Source organism: Demequina sp. (assembly GCF_049841215.1).
In the GTDB taxonomy this organism is placed as follows: domain Bacteria; phylum Actinomycetota; class Actinomycetes; order Actinomycetales; family Demequinaceae; genus Demequina.
The window spans coordinates 168975-186933 of sequence record NZ_JASGEO010000005.1 but is presented as its reverse complement, the minus strand read 5'-3'; the positions used below and the strand labels follow the sequence as shown (position 1 = coordinate 186933).

Genomic DNA, 17959 nt, shown 5'->3' with positions numbered 1-17959 from the left:
GTGAGAAAGAAGCTGGGGAATGAGACTTCGTAGCGTCGTATCGAGCGCCGTAGTTGGCGCGCTCGTTGTTGCTGGACTGGTGGCTATGCCCGCGCAGGCGGCCGGCCCGGTGGCACCCGGCGGACTCGCCGCGGAGGCACAGGCCGACGGCACGGTTCACTTCGAGTGGGCCGCCGTGCCTGGAGCAAGTGGCTACCGTGTGGAGTGGTCCGTTGATCCTGGCTTCGCCACGGGAACGGTGACCTCGGTTGACACGTACGCGCTCGACTACGTGACGCGTTGGCAGCCCTACGTCACGAGCTCCACGGACCTGTACTGGCGCGTTTCCGCGTTCGGCACGGCGCTCAGCGTGGCGACTCTTGGCGACCCCTCGTCTACTGGCCTTGTCACCACCGGCCTCGAGTCCGCGCCAGTCCCCACGAGCCCTGGTCTTGCCGACGGCATCGAGGAGATCACGTACCCAGACCCCACCGTGTTCGCGTGGGAGCCCGTGCCGGGCGCGATCGCCTACCAGTTGGAGTACACGTCGGACAGCCTTGATGGCAGTTCCGGCATCACCGCCGTCACCGTTCCCGGCGCGGCATATACGCCCGCCAACCCACTTGCTCGCGTTGACAACGGCGGCAACGTGCTCACGTGGAAGTGGCACGTGCGCGCGCAGTTCTACAACGGCACAACCAGTTCCGCCACCAACCAGGTGTACGGCGCGTGGTCCGCGGCGCGCGAGTTCCGGATCTCGTGGACGGATCAGCCAACCAACCTGTACCCGGAAGACGAGGTCACCACGGTGCACTCGGACCTGTCCTTCAGCTGGGACGCGGTTGCCGGAGCGGCCAAGTACCGCGTCACGTTCGGCACCGCCGTTGAGGGTAGCGGCGAGAACATCACGATCCTCAACCCCATCGTGCGGGACGTCTACACGACCACCTACATCCCCACCGCGCAGGTGTCTGACACCACGCGCTTCTGGCAGGTCACCCCACTGGACTATGCAGGGAACTTGGGCACGCCGTCGGCCGTGCACCAGTACCGCAAGAAGTGGGGAACGCAGATCGCTCCCTCTGCTCCCGCGGACCTTGGCGACGTAGCGCCGGAGACCATCACCGGCTCCACGGACTACGCGTCGATGCCGCAGATATACCTTTCCGACCTCAACCTCGAGTGGGAGCCCCTCAACAGGGCCACGTACTACCAGGTGGAGGTGCGCGACAACCTCTCGAACGTCATGACGTGCAACACGCCCAACACGTCTGCGACGATCATCGCGTACTACGCGGACGGCCTCGACAACAGTGGCACCAGCCAGGTGCTCAAGGGCGCCGCGACGTGCCTGTGGAACTCTGAGGCCGCGAAGCGCATCCAGTCTGGCCGCGACTACAACTGGCGCGTGCGTGCCGTGGACCTGTCCGGAGCCTCCTCGACGTCCTACCAGGGGAGCCTGCCTGCGGGTGCTCAGCTTTCGAGCTGGTCTCCCGTGCGCCACTTCTACGTGAAGACCGAGGACCGCACGATCCCCACGTCGTTCCCGATCACCCTTGATCAGGGGGCGTTCACGGATGACAACCCCACCGACATCGCGGGCCAGCCCGCACCGCTGATGACGTGGGGAGCCTCCGGGCAGATCGTCAATGGGAACTGGGCGTTTGTTGACGGCTACGAGGTCATCCTTTACAAGAACCCGCAGCGCACCGCAGAGATTGCGCGCTTCCGCACCCCGAGCACCACGGCTCGCATCAATGCCGTCTTCGCGGATAACACCACGGCCAACCCGTACTACGCGTCCGTGCGGCCCATCGTGCCCGGTAACTGGAGCTCGGCCAATATCAGCGTGGTGGGCGGCATCGAGAACGAGACCACGGACTCCTTCATTTGGGAGAAGGCGAGCCACCCGCTCACCGGTTTGGCTACGGAGACGTTGTCCGACGGCTCGGTGCGGCTCTCGTGGAGCCCGCAAGCAGTCACGGGTATCGAAGACGGCGGCAGCCGCGGCTACCAGGTGCGGGTCTACAACGGCGACGTCATCCAGGGCATTGCGAAGAAGGTGGAGTTCCCCTTCTTCATGGCGCAGAAGGCGGGTTCCAACAGCGAGGGCGAGTTCCCAAGCACCCCGTCAGACACTCCGCTGCCTCCAGGCAACAACTACTCGTTTGATGTTGCTACGCTTGACGCTAACGGCAACCCGGGCCCCGTGACCCGCTCCGGCAAGTTCAGCGTTGGAATCGTCGCTCCCGAGGTCACCGAGGCCGCGAAGGTGGTTGGCAGCGCCGCGACCGTTGAGTGGGCCTCTGTCCCCGGCGCGCTCAAATACTCGCTGCAGTACCGCAAGGTGGGCACCGCGAGTTGGACAACGGTCGCCAACATCTCGCAGACCGCTGCCACGATCAACGGCCTCGACAACGGCCCTTACGAGTGGCAGGTGCGCACGCACGACGCCTCCAACCAGACGTCCAACGTGAGCGCATACTCGGCCACCCAGACGTTCTCCGTTGGCGCCGCTTCTTCCGCAATCGAGTTGGACGGCACGGCCGTGCTCGCCCTCAACGACCGTGTGCTGCGGTGGACGTCGTCGGTGGAGGGTGCCACGCGCTTCCAGGTGCAGTTCGCCACCGATGCCGCGTTCTCTCAAGACATCAAGACGTACGAGACCGTGGCGAGCTCGTTCGCGATTCCGGACGCGCTCGTCGCCGCGAAGCAGTACTTCTGGCGCGTCAAGGCGCTCTCTGAGCCCGTGGGCTCCGGGACCGCGCTCAAGGTGTTGGCCACCTCCGCGAACGGGTCGTTCACCGCCCGCACCACCCCCGTGCAGGTGACAGGGCTCAAGCTCACGCGGGCCGGAGTTGGCCTCACCGCCTCGTGGACGCAGCTCACCGGAGCCAACGCCGGTACTGACGACCCCATCACCTACGTGGTGGCGTACCGCGAGAAGAGCGTCACGGGAGACTGGTCGGCAGCCACCGAGGTCACCACGGCCGCTCTCGCCACGAGCGTCACGATCCCGGAGCTCACCCCTGGTACGACCTACGAATTCCGTGTGGCCGGCAAGAACACGGAAGGCACGGGACCGTGGTCCACGGTAGTGGAGCTGGCCACAGCGTCGGCCCCGCTTGCGGCGCCAACGGTGACGGCAACGCCAAAGGTGGGCGAGGTGCAACTGAAGATCGGCACCGTCGGCGCCAACGGCAACAGCCCCATCACCGGCTACCTGGTCTCTCACCGCCGCAGCGGAGACGTCGAGTGGACGTACACCACTATTCCCGTGGTCTCCACGTACTCGCTCACGGGTCTGATCAACACCACGGACTACGACATCGCCGTGGCGGCCGTGAACCTCATCGGTACTGGGCCATCCACTCAGGTGAGTACGCGCACACTTGGCACGCCGTCGGCCCCTCAGGACGTGAAGGTGACGCGCGGGGACAAGGTCGCCACGATCACGTGGGCGGCGCCGCTCGAGCCCAACGGCACCATCACCAACTACGTGGTGGAAAAGCGGACTGGCACCACGGGAACGTGGACCACCGCGGCCACCGTGAGCGGCACCACGCTCACGTACCAGGTGAAGAGCCTCACCAACGGCACCGCCTACAACTTCCGCGTGGTGGCGAAGACGGCGAACGGCACGGGAACGTACTCGAGCATCGTGGCCGCAACTCCCGCGGGCAAGCCGCTGGCCCCAAGCTCAGTGAAGGCCACATCGTCCAAGGGCGTCATCACGGTGACGTGGAAGAAGCCGTCCTCGAACGGCTCGGCGATCACGTCGTTCCTGGTGAAGTACTCCACGAACAACAAGACCTGGTACACGCTCAAGACCACGAGCGCCTCGACGCTCAAGGTGACCACCACCAAGGGCACCAAGGGCAAGAAGGTGTACTTCAAGGTGTATGCGAAGAACGCGCTTGGCTACTCGGTGGCGAGCAGCACGGCAAGCGTCACTCGCAAGTAGGCACTCGTTGCGGCACGGCGAAGCGTCGTGCCGCGCGGGTGACCTGAGTCCGGTACGCTTACCCAAAACCGACATCCTTTAAGTCCGTCCTGCGAGGCGGGGAAGGAGGTCGCCAGGTGACTGGGACCATTCTTGGCGCGCCCGACATCCAACGGGCAATCACGCGCATCGCTCACGAGATCGTGGAGCGCAACGACGGCGCCGCATCCATTGTTCTGCTGGGTATCCCCACGCGTGGGCTTCCGCTGGCACACCGCCTGGCCCACGCTCTGGCCGGGATCGAGCCTGCGTTCGACCACGCGGCACGCACGGGGGCCATCGACATCACGATGTACCGCGATGACCTGCATCGCCATCCCACGCGGGCCATCGGCACCACCACGCTTCCTGACGTGGGAATTGATGGCGCCACAGTGGTGCTTGTGGACGACGTGTTCCACACGGGCCGCACCATTCGTGCCGCGCTGGATGCGATCAGCGACTTCGGCAGGCCCGATGTTGTGCAGCTTGCTGTGCTGGTGGATCGCGGCCACCGCGAACTTCCCATTCGCGCGGATTACGTGGGCAAGAACATCCCCACCTCGCGCAGCGAGCGGGTGGACGTGCACCTGAGCGAGATTGACGGCGCGGATGAGGTCATCCTGCGCCGCGCGCAGGATGAAGAGGGCGGGGACGAGTCATGAAGCACCTCCTCGATGCCAAGGAGATCTCCCGCGAGGACGCGATTCTCATCCTCGACACGGCCGCCCAGATGGCGGCCACCCAGGAGCGCGAGATCCGCAAGCTGCCCACGCTGCGCGGAAAGACGGTGGTGAACCTCTTCTTCGAGGACTCCACGCGCACGCGCATCAGTTTTGAGGCCGCGGCCAAGCGGCTCAGCGCGGACGTCATCAACTTCTCCGCGAAGGGCTCATCGGTCTCCAAGGGCGAGTCCCTCAAGGACACGGCCTTGACCCTCCAGGCCATGGGCGCCGACGCCGTGGTGGTGCGGCACTGGGCGAGCGGAGCGGCGGAGCGGCTCGCAACGTCGGGCTGGATTCATGGCAGCGTGCTGAATGCCGGCGACGGCACGCACCAGCACCCAACCCAAGCGCTCCTAGACGCGTTTACGATCCGCAAGCACCTCGTCGGCCCGCCTGAGGGCGCTGGGCTCGATGGCCTGCGGGTGGCGATCGTTGGGGACATCCTGCACTCGCGCGTGGCGGGGTCCAACGGCTACCTGCTGCCCACGCTTGGCGCTGATGTGACCGTGGTGGCACCGCCAACGCTGCTTCCCGTTGGCCTCGGCGCCAGGGACGAGCTTGAGGTCTTCTATACGCTCGACGACGCACTCGACGCCCACGACTACGACGCGATCATGATGCTGCGCGTGCAGCGCGAGCGCATGACCGGCGGGGGAGCGGCCTTCTTCCCCAGCCCCGAGGAGTACACGCGCCTCTATGGCCTTGACGCCGCGCGCATGGCCCGCCTCCCTGACCACGCGATTGTCATGCACCCTGGGCCCATGAACCGCGGCCTCGAGATCAGCGCCGAGGCCGCCGATTCGCCCCGTTCCGTGATCGTCGAGCAGGTGGCGAACGGCGTCGCGGTCCGCATGGCCGCCCTGTACTTGCTGCTTGCTGGAGAGGAGGCCGCGGAATGACGTCGCGCGCCGTGCTCATTGAGAATGTCTCGCTGCTTGGCGAGGAGGACGGAACGCTCTTCCTGTCCGACGGCCTGCTCGCGGATCCTGCGAGCGCACCTGACGATGCGGTCAGGATCGACGGCAGTGGCCTCGTGGCGCTGCCGGGTCTCGTTGACCTTCACACGCACTTGCGCGAGCCCGGCAGGGAAGATGCGGAGACGATCGAGTCCGGCTCGCGTTCCGCGGCCCGGGGAGGCTTCGCCGCGGTGTTCGCGATGGCCAACACCACGCCGGTTGCGGACACGGCAGGCGTCGTGGAGCAGGTGTGGTCTCGAGGGCGCGAAGTTGGCCTGGTTGACGTGTTCCCCGTGGGCGCCGTCACGGTTGGACTTGGGGGCACCCAGCTCAGCGAAATGGGCGCCATGGCGATGTCGCGAGCGCACGTGCGCGTCTTCAGCGATGACGGCAAGTGCGTCCACGATCCCGTGATCATGCGCCGCGCCCTTGAATACGCCAAGACGTTCGACGGCGTCATCGCGCAGCATGCCCAGGATCCGCGCCTCACGGATGGCGCCCAAATGCATGAGGGAGTGGTTTCCGCACAACTCGGCCTCGCCGGGTGGCCCGCGGTTGCCGAGGAGTCGATCATCGCTCGCGACGTGCTCCTTGCGGGCCATGTGGGCTCGCGCTTGCACGTGTGCCACGTGTCGACGGCCGGTTCGGTGGACATCATCCGCTGGGCCAAGAGCCGCGGTATCAACGTCACGGCGGAGGTCATGCCACACCACCTGCTGCTCACGGACGAGTCCGTTCGCGGCTACGACCCCCGCTTCAAAGTCAATCCTCCGTTGCGCACGCAAGCGGACGTTGACGCGGTGCGCGCTGGCCTTGCGGACGGCACCATCGACATCGTCGCCACGGATCACGCGCCTCACCCAGACGAGGACAAGGACTGCGAGTGGGGCGCGGCCGCGATGGGAATGATCGGCCTTGAGACCGCGCTCGGAATTGTGCAGAAGACGATGGTGGACACGGGCCTGCTGACGTGGGCGCACGTGGCGCAGAAGATGTCTTCGACGCCCGCGCGCATCGGGCGAGTGGATGCCCAGCATGGCCGCCCGCTGACGAAGGGCGAGCCCGCAACGGTTACGCTGGTAGACCCGGCGCTGGCCTGGACCGTTGACCCCACCAAGACTGCGAGCCGCAGCAACAACTCTCCGTTTGGCGGGATCGAATTGCCCGGCCGCGCGGTGGCCACGTTCCTGCGCGGAGCGCCCACGTACCTAGATGATCGATTCGAAGGGCTGTTTGCATGAGCGCCGCGGTACTCGTCCTGGAAGATGGCACCACCTTTGAGGGCCAGGCCTACGGTGCCGAGGGGCAGACGCTGGGCGAGATCGTCTTCAACACGGGCATGACGGGTTACCAAGAGACGCTCACGGACCCCAGCTATCACAAGCAGATCGTGGTCATGACGGCGCCGCACATCGGCAACACCGGCATGAATGACGAGGACCCGGAAAGCCGCCGGATTTGGGTGGCCGGCTACGTGGTGCGCGATCCCGCCCGACGGCCCAGCAACTGGCGTTCGAAGCGCTCGCTTGACGAGGTGCTGGCTAAGGAAGGGATCGTGGGGCTGAGTGGTATCGACACGCGCCAGCTGACGCGCATCCTGCGGTCCAGCGGCGTCATGAAGGCGGGGATCTTCTCCGGCGATGCGCTGGCTCCGGTGCCCGAGCTGGTGGCGCGGGTCAAGGCGGGGGACGACATGAAGGGTGCCGCGCTCGCCCGCGAGGTCTCCGTGCCGGACGAGTACACCGTGGAACCCCCAGCGGGCACGCCGGTCACGCGCCACGTGGTGGCCGTGGACCTTGGCATCAAGGCGATGACGCCGGAGCTCATGGCGGCTCGCGGCATGCGCGTGACCGTGGTGCCTGCGACCGTCACGGCCGAGGAGATCCTCGCGAAGAAGCCCGATGGGGTGTTCTTCAGCAACGGCCCCGGCGACCCTGGTGCGGACGACGCCTCCGTGGAGACCCTGCAGGGCGTGTTGCGCGCGGGAGTGCCGTTCTTCGGCATTTGCTACGGCAACCAGATTCTTGGCCGCGCGCTCGGATATGGCACCTACAAGCTCCAGTTTGGGCACCGCGGCATCAACCAGCCCGTCGTGGACCGCACCACCGGCAAGGTCGAGATCACTGCCCACAACCACGGGTTCGCCGTCGACGCCCCACTGGAGGGAGCGTCGGACAGCCCCGCAGGGTTCGGAAAGGTGCGTGTGAGCCACGTGAACCTCAACGACGACGTGGTCGAGGGCCTCGAGTGCCTCGACATCCCCGCGTTCTCGGTGCAATACCACCCGGAGGCCGCTGCCGGCCCGCACGATGCCGGGTACCTCTTTGACCGCTTCGACGCCCTCATGGAGGATGCCAAGTAATGCCAAAGCGCCAGGACATCAACTCCGTTCTCGTCATCGGTTCCGGCCCCATCGTCATCGGCCAGGCATGTGAGTTCGACTACTCAGGTACGCAGGCGTGTCGCGTGTTGCGCAGCGAGGGAATCCGAGTAGTTCTACTCAATTCGAACCCGGCCACCATCATGACGGACCCCGAGTTTGCTGACGCCACCTACGTGGAGCCCATCACCACCGAGGTCATCGAGGCGATCATCGCCAAGGAGCGCCCCGACGCGATGCTCGCGACTCTCGGCGGCCAGACGGCCCTCAACGCGGCCATCGCGGTGGCAGAGGCGGGGATCCTTGAGAAGTACGGCGTGGAACTCATCGGCGCCAACCTCGAGGCGATCAACCTCGGCGAGAACCGCGAGCTCTTCAAGGGCGTGGTGGAGCGTTGCGGCGCGGACAGCGCACGCAGCCACATCTGTCACACGATGGAGGAGTGCCTCGCGGCGGCAGAGGACCTCAAGTACCCGGTGGTCGTGCGCCCGTCCTTCACGATGGGAGGCCTTGGTTCTGGCTTCGCGTACGACGAGGAGGACTTGCGCCGCATCGCTGGCGCCGGTCTGCACTACAGCCCCACCACCGAGGTGCTCCTCGAGGAGTCGATCCTGGGCTGGAAGGAGTTCGAGCTCGAGCTCATGCGCGACAAGGCAGACAACGTCGTTGTGGTCTGCTCGATCGAGAACGTGGACCCCGTTGGCGTGCACACCGGCGACTCGGTGACTGTGGCCCCCGCCTTGACCCTCACCGACCGCGAGTACCAGCGCATGCGCGATGTTGGCATTGCGATTATCCGCGAGGTGGGCGTAGACACGGGCGGCTGCAACGTGCAGTTCGCGATCGAGCCCAACACGGGCCGGCTCATCGTCATCGAGATGAACCCGCGTGTCTCCCGCTCCTCCGCGCTCGCCTCCAAGGCAACGGGCTTCCCGATCGCCAAGATCGCGGCCCGCCTGGCAATCGGCTACACGCTCGATGAAATCCCCAATGACATCACGGGCTCCACGCCGGCGAGCTTTGAGCCCACCCTTGACTACATTGTCGTCAAGGTGCCGCGATTCGCGTTCGAGAAGTTCCCTGCAGCCGATCCCGTGCTCACCACCACCATGAAGTCCGTTGGTGAGGCCATGGCCATTGGCCGCAACTTCACCGAGGCCCTCGGTAAGGCGCTGCGCTCGATCGACAAGCGCGCCGCGAACTTCCACTGGGACGGCGACTTCCCCACAGGAGAGGCGCTCACCGAGCTCCTGGAGGCCATCACGGTTCCCACCGAGCACCGCCTCGTGCAGACCCAGCAGGTGCTGCGAGCAGTGCGCGCGGGTCACGCCGACCTCGAGGACGTCTACAACGCCACGGGCATCGACCCCTGGTTCCTCGACCAGATCCTCCTCATGAACGAGGTGGCGCATGACGTCGCGCACGCCGCGGAACTCACCCCAGAGATCCTCCGCCTCGCGAAGGAGCACGGCCTCGCGGACGCCCAAATTGCCAGCCTGCGCGGTCTTGAGGAGAGCGCGGTCTTTACCCAGCGTCGGGCAGCAGGGGTGACGCCCATCTACAAGACCGTTGACACGTGTGCCGCCGAGTTCGAGGCGCGCACGCCGTACCACTACAGCTCCTACGACGCCGAGAACGAGGTGCAGCCGCGCGACCGCGAAGCGATCATCATTCTTGGCAGCGGCCCCAACCGCATCGGCCAGGGCATCGAATTCGACTACTCGTGCGTGCACGCGGCGCTGAGCCTCAAGGGCGAGTTCGAGACCATCATGGTCAACTGCAATCCCGAGACCGTGTCCACCGACTACGACACCGCGAACCGCCTCTACTTTGAGCCGCTCACCTTCGAGGACGTCATGGCGGTCTACGACGCCGAGGTTGCCGCGGGTCCGGTCAAGGGCATGCTCGTGCAACTTGGCGGGCAGACGCCGCTCAGTTTGGCGCAGCGCCTGGCCGACGCTGGGGTGCCCATTCTTGGCACGTCGCCTGAGGCGATCGACAACGCCGAGGACCGAGCGGCCTTTGGGCGCGTGCTCGCAGAGGCGGGCCTCCCGGCTCCCGCGTACGGCACGGCGCACGGCATCGACGAGGCGATCGAGATCGCGGAGGGGATCGGCTACCCGGTCTTGGTGCGGCCCTCGTATGTGCTCGGCGGGCGCGGCATGGAGATCGTCTACGACCGCGCTCAGCTCGAGGATTACGGCACGCGAATGCACCTCGTGGGTGATCACGCGTCGGATGCTCCACTCCTGGTAGATCGCTTCCTGGATGACGCGATCGAGATCGACGTGGACGCGCTCTACGACGGCGAGGAACTGTTCCTCGGCGGCGTCATGGAGCACATCGAAGAGGCGGGAATCCACTCCGGCGACTCGGCCTGCGTGCTGCCCCCAGTCACGCTGTCCAAGATGGAACTTGAGCGCATTCGCGTCTCCACGGAGGCCCTCGCCCGGGGAATCGGCGTGCGCGGCCTCATGAACGTGCAGTTTGCGCTCGTCAGCGACGTGCTGCACGTGCTCGAGGCGAACCCGCGCGCGTCCCGCACCGTGCCGTTCGTGGCGAAGGCAACGGGCGTTCCGCTAGCGACCGCCGCGGCGCTCGTCATGGCCGGCTCCTCGATCGCGGAGCTTCGCGCGAGCGGGGTGCTGCCGCACCACGACGCCACGCGCATCGATCCGGAACAGCGCATCGCGGTGAAGGAGGCAGTGCTCCCGTTCAAGCGATTCCGCACTCACGCGGGCACGGTCGTTGACACCGTGCTTGGCCCGGAGATGCGCTCCACGGGCGAGGTCATGGGATTCGACACCACCTTCCCGCTCGCGTTCGCCAAGTCCCAGGCCGCCGCCTTTGGTGGCCTGCCGAAGGGCGGCAAGGCGTTTGTGTCGATGGCGGATCGCGACAAGCGCTCCATCACGTTCCCCGTCGCGCGGCTACGCCAGCTTGGGTTCGAGATCCTCGCCACCGACGGCACCGCACTCGTACTCCAGCGCAACGGCATCCCCTCGACCGTGGTGCGCAAGAACTCCCAGGGACGCGGCCCCAACGGCGAGCCCACGATCGTTGACCTCATCAACAATGGCGAGGTGGCGCTCGTCATCAACACACCTTCGGGGCAGGGCGCGCGAGCCGACGGCTACGAGATTCGCGCGGCCGCGACCGCCGCCGACAGTGCCATCGTCACCACCACTCAGCAACTGGCTGCCGCGGTTTTGGCCATCGAGGTGATTCAACATCGCGAATTCGATGTTCTTTCACTTCAGGACGCCGCCGCGCCTACAGACGTTGGCGCAGGTAACATGGCGACTAACCGATGAATGGGGGAGTGACCTTGCAGTTCGGTGAGCGGCTCGATCGTGCCATGCGTGAGTGGGGTCCGCTCTGCGTCGGCATCGATCCGCACCCTTCGCTCTTGGCGCAGTGGGGTCTTCCGGACACCGCAGAGTCGCTGCTCGCCTTTGGCGAGGCCGTCATCGAAGCAAGCGTCCGATCCGCGGCCGCAGTCAAGCCCAATGCGGCCTTCTTCGAGCGCCATGGTGCACGGGGAATCGCGGCGCTGGAGCGGATCCTCGGATCCGCTCGCGAACAGGGCCTCATCACGATCCTCGACGCCAAGCGCGGAGACATTGGCTCCACGATGCAGGCGTACGCGGAAGCCTTCCTCAAGCCTGGGGCACCCCTTGAGGCCGACGCTGTAACGCTCTCCCCGTACCTCGGCTTCGGTTCGCTCGCGCCCGCGCTAGAGCTGGCTGAAACCAATGGCAAGGGCGTGTTCGTGCTCGCCCTCACCTCCAATCCAGAAGGTGCGTCCGTTCAGCACGCCGAGGGGCGCGACGGGCCCGTGGCCAGAGCAATTGTGGAAGCCGCCGCCGAACTCAACAGGGGCGCCCAACCCATGGGTAGCGTCGGGCTGGTTGTTGGTGCAACCGTAGGCGACGCGGCCGCCGAACTGGGCATAGATCTTGCAGCGGCGAATGGGCCGCTGCTCGCACCTGGGGTTGGCGCCCAGGGCGCGACACCCGCCGATGTGGCGAAGGTGTTCGGGAACGCGACGAGCAGGGTGCTCGTCAGCCAATCACGAGGGGTGCTGCAGGCGGGCCCCTTCATTGAGAAGCTCCGCGGAGCTATTCAGGCGGCCGCAGGGGCCGCCGCGTACATCCTCACTCCCGTAGACGAGGATTAGGGGAAGGGAACACCATGGCAACTCCGGAGCTTTCCGACGAGCAACGCGCCGCCGCATTGGTCAAGGCCACGGCAGTGCGAAGTGCACGCCGCGTGTTCAAGGAGCAGCTGGCGGCTGGAGAATTCACGCTTGCCGCCGCAATCGACCGCGCCAAGGGGGATGAGGCCCTCGCCGGCATTCGCGTGCACGACCTTGTCCAGTGCCTGCCCGGCATTGGCCCCAAGCGTGCCACGCAAATCATGGACGAGATTGGGATCTCACACGTTCGCCGCATTCGCGGGCTCGGCCAGCACCAGGTGGCCGCGCTCATCGAGCGCGAGCGCAGGTGATTCGCGGCAGATGAGCAGACTGACGGTCCTTGCCGGGCCAACGGCCGTGGGCAAGGGCACGGTGGTTCGCGCCCTTCGCGAGCGCGAACCTCATCTCTGGATTTCCGTGTCCGCGACCACGCGCGCGCCGCGGCCAGGGGAAATCGACGGCGTCCACTACTTCTTTGTGACGCCCGAGCGGTTCGACGAGATGATCGCTGGCGGCGAGCTCTTGGAGTGGGCAGTTGTGCATGGGGTGCACCGTTACGGCACTCCGCGGGCGCCGGTTGAGGAGCACCTTTCGCGGGGTGTTCCCGTGGTGCTGGAGATCGACCTGCAGGGTGCCCGGCAGGTCAAGCAGACGATGCCGGATGCGCTTTTCGTGTTCTTGGCGCCGCCTTCATGGGATGAACTCGTTAACCGTCTCGTTGGGCGCGGCACCGAGGGGCCCGAGGAGCAGGAGCGGCGTCTCGAGACCGCTCGCGAGGAGCTTGAGGCGGAGGCCGAGTTCGACGAGGTCATCATCAACGACACAGTGGAGCACGCCGCCGAGCAGCTTGAGGCGCTCATCGACGCTACGCGCTGATCACCTCTCCACACATTTTGCAGTGCGGCGATGACCGCCATGTCATATACCAGGCATGATGCTTTTCGCATTGAGGTTCAACGCCGCGTTTGTGTGGAGCAGCGACGGACCTGACCCGGCTTGGGGGCCAAACAGGCAACCGCACGGTAGACTTAAGCGGTTTGAAACAAGCATTGGAGTAATTGTGGCCGGAACCGTTGCCGCCCCCGAGGGCATCACCAACCCTCCCATTGACGAGCTGCTCGCCAAGGTGGACTCGAAGTACGCGCTCGTGATCTACAGCTCCAAGCGCGCTCGTCAGATCAACGCCTACTACGAGGCGTTGACTGAGGGTCACTTTGAGAACGTTGGCCCGCTTGTCGAGGCCGACTCCACTGACAAGCCGCTCTCTGTCGCTCTGCGCGAGATCAACCAGGGCGGCCTCCTCGAGCTTGGACGCACCGAGGACTAACCATGCGTGTGCTGCTGGGCGTGACCGGCGGCATTGCCGCGTACAAGGTGGCGCTCGTCTTGCGCCGCCTCGCAGAGGACGGCCATGACGTCCGCGTCATCCCCACCGCCGCCTCGCTGAACTTCGTTGGGCGCGCCACATGGGAGGCGCTGAGCGGCCACCCCGCGCCAACAGACACCTTCGAGGATGTCCCCTCGGTGCAGCATGTGCGCCTTGGCCAGAGCGCCGACCTCGTGCTCGTCGCACCCGCCACGGCTGACTTCCTCGCCGCATACGCGCGCGGAGAGGCGCGGGACCTCCTCGGAAACGCCCTGCTCGCAACGCACGCTCCCGTTCTGGTCGCGCCCGCGATGCACACCGAAATGTGGGAGCACCCCGCCACCCAAGCTAACGTCGCCACGCTCAAAGCCAGGGGCGTGCACGTGCTTGACCCGGCCGTCGGGCGGCTTACGGGGGCCGATAGTGGCCCCGGCCGCCTACCCGAGCCCGACGCTATTGTGGCCGCCGCGTACGCGGTCGCCGAGGGCGCTGGCTTGCCTTCGCAGGGGCCCGACGCTGGGTGGGGTGACCTTGCAGGCGTCCGGGTGGTGGTGACGGCAGGAGGCACGCGGGAACCGATCGATCCGGTGCGTTACCTGGGCAATCGCTCGAGCGGGCACCAGGGTTTCGCGATCGCGGAGGCCGCTCGAGAGCGCGGCGCGGAGGTCACCGTCGTCGCCGCGAACGTGTCGCTTCCCGTGTCCGAGGGAGTGAATCGCATCGACGTGTCCACGGGGACGGAGCTGGCGCACGCGATCGAGACGGTCGAGGACGAATGCGACGTGCTGGTCATGGCGGCCGCAGTCGCGGACTTCGCGCCAGCGCAGCGCAGCGATCACAAGATCAAGAAGGCAGGAAACGGCGGCCTCACTCTGGAGTTGGTGCCCACCGAGGACCTGCTGCGAGGGCTCGTGGAGCGTGGAACCGTTCCGGTTGTGGTGGGATTTGCCGCGGAGACGGGCGATGACGCCGCGAGCGCCGCGGAACATGCGGCGGCCAAAGCGCGGCGCAAGGGTGCCGCGCTGCTCGTCTTTAACGAGGTGGGCACCACCAAGGGGTTTGGCGACGTTCCCAACTCGGTGCGGATCCTCGACGCGGCAGGTGCGGAGGTGGCCGCGGCCTCCGGCTCAAAGCTCGCCGTTGCCCACGCGGTGTTGGACGCCATCGCGAGTCTGGGGACAATCCGCAAGAGCGTCTGAGGCTCGCACTAGACTCGCCGCATGCGCCTTTTCAGCTCCGAATCCGTGACCGAGGGCCACCCGGACAAGGTCTGCGACCAAATCTCCGATTCGATCCTCGACGCGATGCTCGAGCAAGACCCGCTCTCGCGAGTGGCCGTCGAGACAATGGTGACTACCGGACTCGTCCACGTTGCCGGCGAGGTCAGCACCGAGTCGTACGTCGATATACCAGGCATCATCCGCAAGGTCGTGACGGACATCGGCTACACGTCCTCGAAGGTGGGCTTTGACGGCGCCCTGTGCGGAGTGTCGGTGAGCATCGGCGAACAGAGCCCCGACATCTGGCAGGGCGTTGGCCACGCCACCGACTCAAGCGATGACGAGCTGGGCGCAGGAGACCAGGGCCTCATGTTCGGGTACGCGTGCGACGACACCCCGCAACTGATGCCACTGCCCATCGCCATGGCCCACGCGCTCACGCAGCGCCTCGCGAAAGTGCGCACGGAGGGGATACTCGAGGGCCTTCGCCCCGACGGCAAGGCACAAGTGACCATCGCCTACGACGGCGACATTGCGCGCTCTGTCGACACCGTGGTGGTGTCGAGCCAACATTCTGAGGCATGGCCCATTGGTGAGCTGCGTGGCGCGATCGAGGCAGAGGTGATCTCGCCCGTGCTCGCTGCGTTCGAGATCGAAAGCGCCGGCCATCGTTCGCTCATCAATCCCACGGGTCGCTTTGAGGTGGGCGGCCCTGCGGGGGACGCGGGGCTGACGGGACGCAAGATCATCGTCGATACCTACGGCGGCATGGCGCGCCACGGAGGCGGCGCGTTCAGCGGCAAGGATCCCTCCAAGGTGGACCGCAGCGCCGCCTACGCGATGCGCTGGGTGGCCAAGAACGTGGTCGCCGCGGGTCTCGCGCGCCGATGCGAGGTGCAGGTGGCTTACGCGATCGGCACCGCGCACCCCGTTGGCCTCTACGTTGAGACCTTCGGCACGGAAACCGTGGATCCTGCCCGCATCGCGAGCGCCATCGACGAGGTCTTTGACCTGCGCCCGTCGGCAATCATCGACGCCCTCGAGCTTCGCCGCCCCATCTACGCGGCCACGGCCGCATACGGCCACTTTGGGCGCGAGCTTTCAGAGTTCACCTGGGAGCGCACGGACCGTGTGGACCAGCTGCGGAGCGCTGCCCAATAACCTCTGACCCGCCCCGCACTGTCGCTCGCGTTTGCATCGACAGCGCCCTGCCGCACCTCGATAGGCCCTTCGACTACCTGGTGCCCGCAGACCTTGCGCAGGTGGTGACGGTGGGTTCGCGCGTGCGTGTGCGCTTCGCGGGGCGGCTCATCAACGCCGTCGTAGTCGCGATCACGGAAGGAAGCGACTTCGAGGGCAAACTGAGCCCCATCCATTCGGCCGGGGGCGTTCCTTCGTACACCGCGCGCGCCATCGAGCTCGCGCAAGCGGTAGCGCGACGCTACGGCGGCTCGTTGTGGGACGTGCTGCGCCTCATGGCGCCGCCGCGCGTGGCGAGCCTCGAGGATCGCGACTGGACGGGCCCCGCGGGCGTCGAGAGCCGCTATACCGATGCGGCAGCTGCTGCGCAGCCACAGTCAGGGATCGACGTGCACGAGCTCGCCCGCGGCGCGCGCGTGGTGTGGCAGGCACTTCCGGAGCCGGGCAGGGCAGCGGGTACTCCAGTCACGGCCCTTGCCGCGGCCGCCGTACACGCCGCCCGCAGCGAGCAGTCCGCGATCCTGGTGGTTCCCGATGCCAGGGCGCTCGCCGCCGTGGAGGCCGAACTTGCCCGCCTTGGCCTTCGCCGGTGGAACGTCAGGGCCGGGGGAGAGGTCGCTGTGCTTGACGCCGATGACGGCGCAAATGCGCGGTACGGCTCCTACTTGGCCGCAATGAGCGGACTTGCGCGAATAGTGCTTGGTACCAGGCCTGTTGCGCTGCAACCGGTGCCGTCGCTGGGCTTTGTTGCCGTATGGGATGACGGCTCGCCCACGTACGACGACCCCCACGCCCCGTACTACAACGCCCGCTCCGTCGCGGCGTGGCGAGCGGATCTTGAGGGCGCTGGCATGCTGCTCGCGTCGTATGTCCCAACGGTCGAGGCGCTCGCCCTCGCCGAACACGGGTGGGCGGAACTGGTCGCTCCGGATCGCGCCACCGTACGCTCTGCGGTGCCCGCCGTCGAAGTCATCGGTGACGACAAGCGCATCGCGGAGGGCGCCTCTGGCTGGCACTGGATGCCGGGCACGGTATGGCGCGCCGCCCGCAGGGCCGTGGCGGAGGGCCCTGTCGCGATCGTGGTGCCGCGAACGGGCTACGTGCGCGCGGTCGCGTGCGCGGCGTGCGGCGAGTGGGCCGCGTGCAGGGCCACGGTGGACGGGGAGCCGTGTGGCGGCACGCTGCGCCAGGACCACGTTACCGGCCCGCTCGTGTGCAGGGACTGCGGTGCGGAGCAGCCGCATTGGCATTGCGCACAGTGCCACGGGGACCGCATCAAACAGGTTCGCCAAGGCGTTGAGCGCATCGCCGAGCAGGTGCAGGCGATGGCGAAGGACGTTGCTGTGGCCGTGAGTTCGGGAGCTACGGGAGTGCTGCCCGACGGCGCGGTCACCCAAGGCTTCGTCGTCGCCACGCCTGGGGCCGTGCCAGCAACGCCGGGAGGCTACGCTGCGGCCGTGGTCATTGGTGCCGAAGCGCCGGCGAGCGGGGAGCTGGGCGCTGAGGTTCGCGCGGTGCGCTGGTGGCTCAGCGTCGCGGCGCTCGTGCGCGAGCGCGGAGCAGGCGGCCGGGTGTTCTTGGTGGGAGCCCTGCCGGATGTGGCACGCCGCGCGCTCGAGACATGGGACCCGCTCGCGGCGGGTCAAGAGACTCTCGCGGAACGCGACGCCCTGGACCTTCCCCCAGCGCGGCGCAGCATCCAGCTCACCGGAACGCAGGCCGCCATCACGCTCGCGCTGAGCGTCTCCGTGGAAGGCGAGCGTCTTAACCGCCACCACGACGCGCAGGTGAGCCCCACCAAGGACGGTGCGCTCATGCTTGTGACGCGACGAAGCGCGCAGGCCATAATCGACGCCTTGCGCGCGCGGCAGGTTGAACTGAGCAAGGACGGTGAAGAGGGCTTCCGCATGCGGATAGACGGGCCGCTCGCGTTGTGATGCGCCTCGTAGGATG

13 protein-coding genes are annotated in these 17959 nt (G+C 66.7%); all 13 read left to right on the top strand.

Annotated elements, in window-relative coordinates; all coding sequences use genetic code 11:
* Positions 1 to 19: 19 nt before the first annotated feature.
* The 13 genes from QM618_RS01745 (at position 20) to QM618_RS01685 (ending at position 17943) form a co-directional block, all read left to right on the top strand.
* A complete protein-coding gene (locus tag QM618_RS01745) occupies positions 20 to 3943 on the top strand; it encodes a fibronectin type III domain-containing protein (RefSeq protein WP_428094051.1) in 3924 nt (1307 codons plus the stop codon).
* Positions 3944 to 4059: 116 nt separating this feature from the next.
* The gene (gene pyrR / locus QM618_RS01740) at positions 4060 to 4626 is read left to right on the top strand and encodes a bifunctional pyr operon transcriptional regulator/uracil phosphoribosyltransferase PyrR (protein ID WP_428094048.1); all 567 of its coding nucleotides are present in this window, start codon (positions 4060 to 4062) and stop codon (positions 4624 to 4626) included.
* Positions 4623 to 5585, top strand: a complete 963-nt coding sequence (locus tag QM618_RS01735; protein ID WP_428094045.1) for an aspartate carbamoyltransferase catalytic subunit — start codon at positions 4623 to 4625, stop codon at positions 5583 to 5585. Before pyrR ends, QM618_RS01735 begins: the two co-directional genes overlap by 4 nt.
* A complete protein-coding gene (locus tag QM618_RS01730) occupies positions 5582 to 6883 on the top strand; it encodes a dihydroorotase (protein WP_428094042.1) in 1302 nt (433 codons plus the stop codon). Before QM618_RS01735 ends, QM618_RS01730 begins: the two co-directional genes overlap by 4 nt.
* The gene (gene carA / locus QM618_RS01725; protein ID WP_428094038.1) at positions 6880 to 8004 is read left to right on the top strand and encodes a glutamine-hydrolyzing carbamoyl-phosphate synthase small subunit; all 1125 of its coding nucleotides are present in this window, start codon (positions 6880 to 6882) and stop codon (positions 8002 to 8004) included. The genes QM618_RS01730 and carA overlap by 4 nt, the downstream gene beginning before the upstream one ends.
* Entirely contained in the window at positions 8004 to 11336 is a 3333-nt protein-coding gene (gene carB, locus QM618_RS01720) for a carbamoyl-phosphate synthase large subunit (RefSeq protein ID WP_428094035.1), read from the top strand. The genes carA and carB overlap by 1 nt, the downstream gene beginning before the upstream one ends.
* A complete protein-coding gene (gene pyrF / locus QM618_RS01715) occupies positions 11333 to 12202 on the top strand; it encodes an orotidine-5'-phosphate decarboxylase (RefSeq protein WP_428094032.1) in 870 nt (289 codons plus the stop codon). Before carB ends, pyrF begins: the two co-directional genes overlap by 4 nt.
* Before the next feature lie 14 nt (positions 12203 to 12216).
* Positions 12217 to 12531 (top strand): integration host factor, actinobacterial type, encoded by a 315-nt coding sequence (gene mihF / locus QM618_RS01710; protein WP_428094029.1) that lies wholly within the window; start codon positions 12217 to 12219, stop codon positions 12529 to 12531.
* Positions 12532 to 12541: 10 nt separating this feature from the next.
* A complete protein-coding gene (gmk, locus tag QM618_RS01705; RefSeq protein ID WP_428094025.1) occupies positions 12542 to 13096 on the top strand; it encodes a guanylate kinase in 555 nt (184 codons plus the stop codon).
* A 184-nt stretch (positions 13097 to 13280) separates the two neighbouring features.
* Positions 13281 to 13547 (top strand): DNA-directed RNA polymerase subunit omega, encoded by a 267-nt coding sequence (gene rpoZ / locus QM618_RS01700; protein ID WP_428094021.1) that lies wholly within the window; start codon positions 13281 to 13283, stop codon positions 13545 to 13547.
* 2 nt (positions 13548 to 13549) lie between these two features.
* Positions 13550 to 14785: a bifunctional phosphopantothenoylcysteine decarboxylase/phosphopantothenate--cysteine ligase CoaBC gene (gene coaBC / locus QM618_RS01695; protein WP_428094018.1), complete on the top strand. Its 1236-nt coding sequence runs from the start codon at positions 13550 to 13552 to the stop codon at positions 14783 to 14785.
* A 21-nt stretch (positions 14786 to 14806) separates the two neighbouring features.
* Entirely contained in the window at positions 14807 to 15967 is a 1161-nt protein-coding gene (gene metK, locus QM618_RS01690) for a methionine adenosyltransferase (protein ID WP_428094015.1), read from the top strand.
* Entirely contained in the window at positions 15883 to 17943 is a 2061-nt protein-coding gene (locus QM618_RS01685) for a primosomal protein N' (protein WP_428094489.1), read from the top strand. The genes metK and QM618_RS01685 overlap by 85 nt, the downstream gene beginning before the upstream one ends.
* The last annotated feature ends 16 nt before the right edge of the window (positions 17944 to 17959 follow it).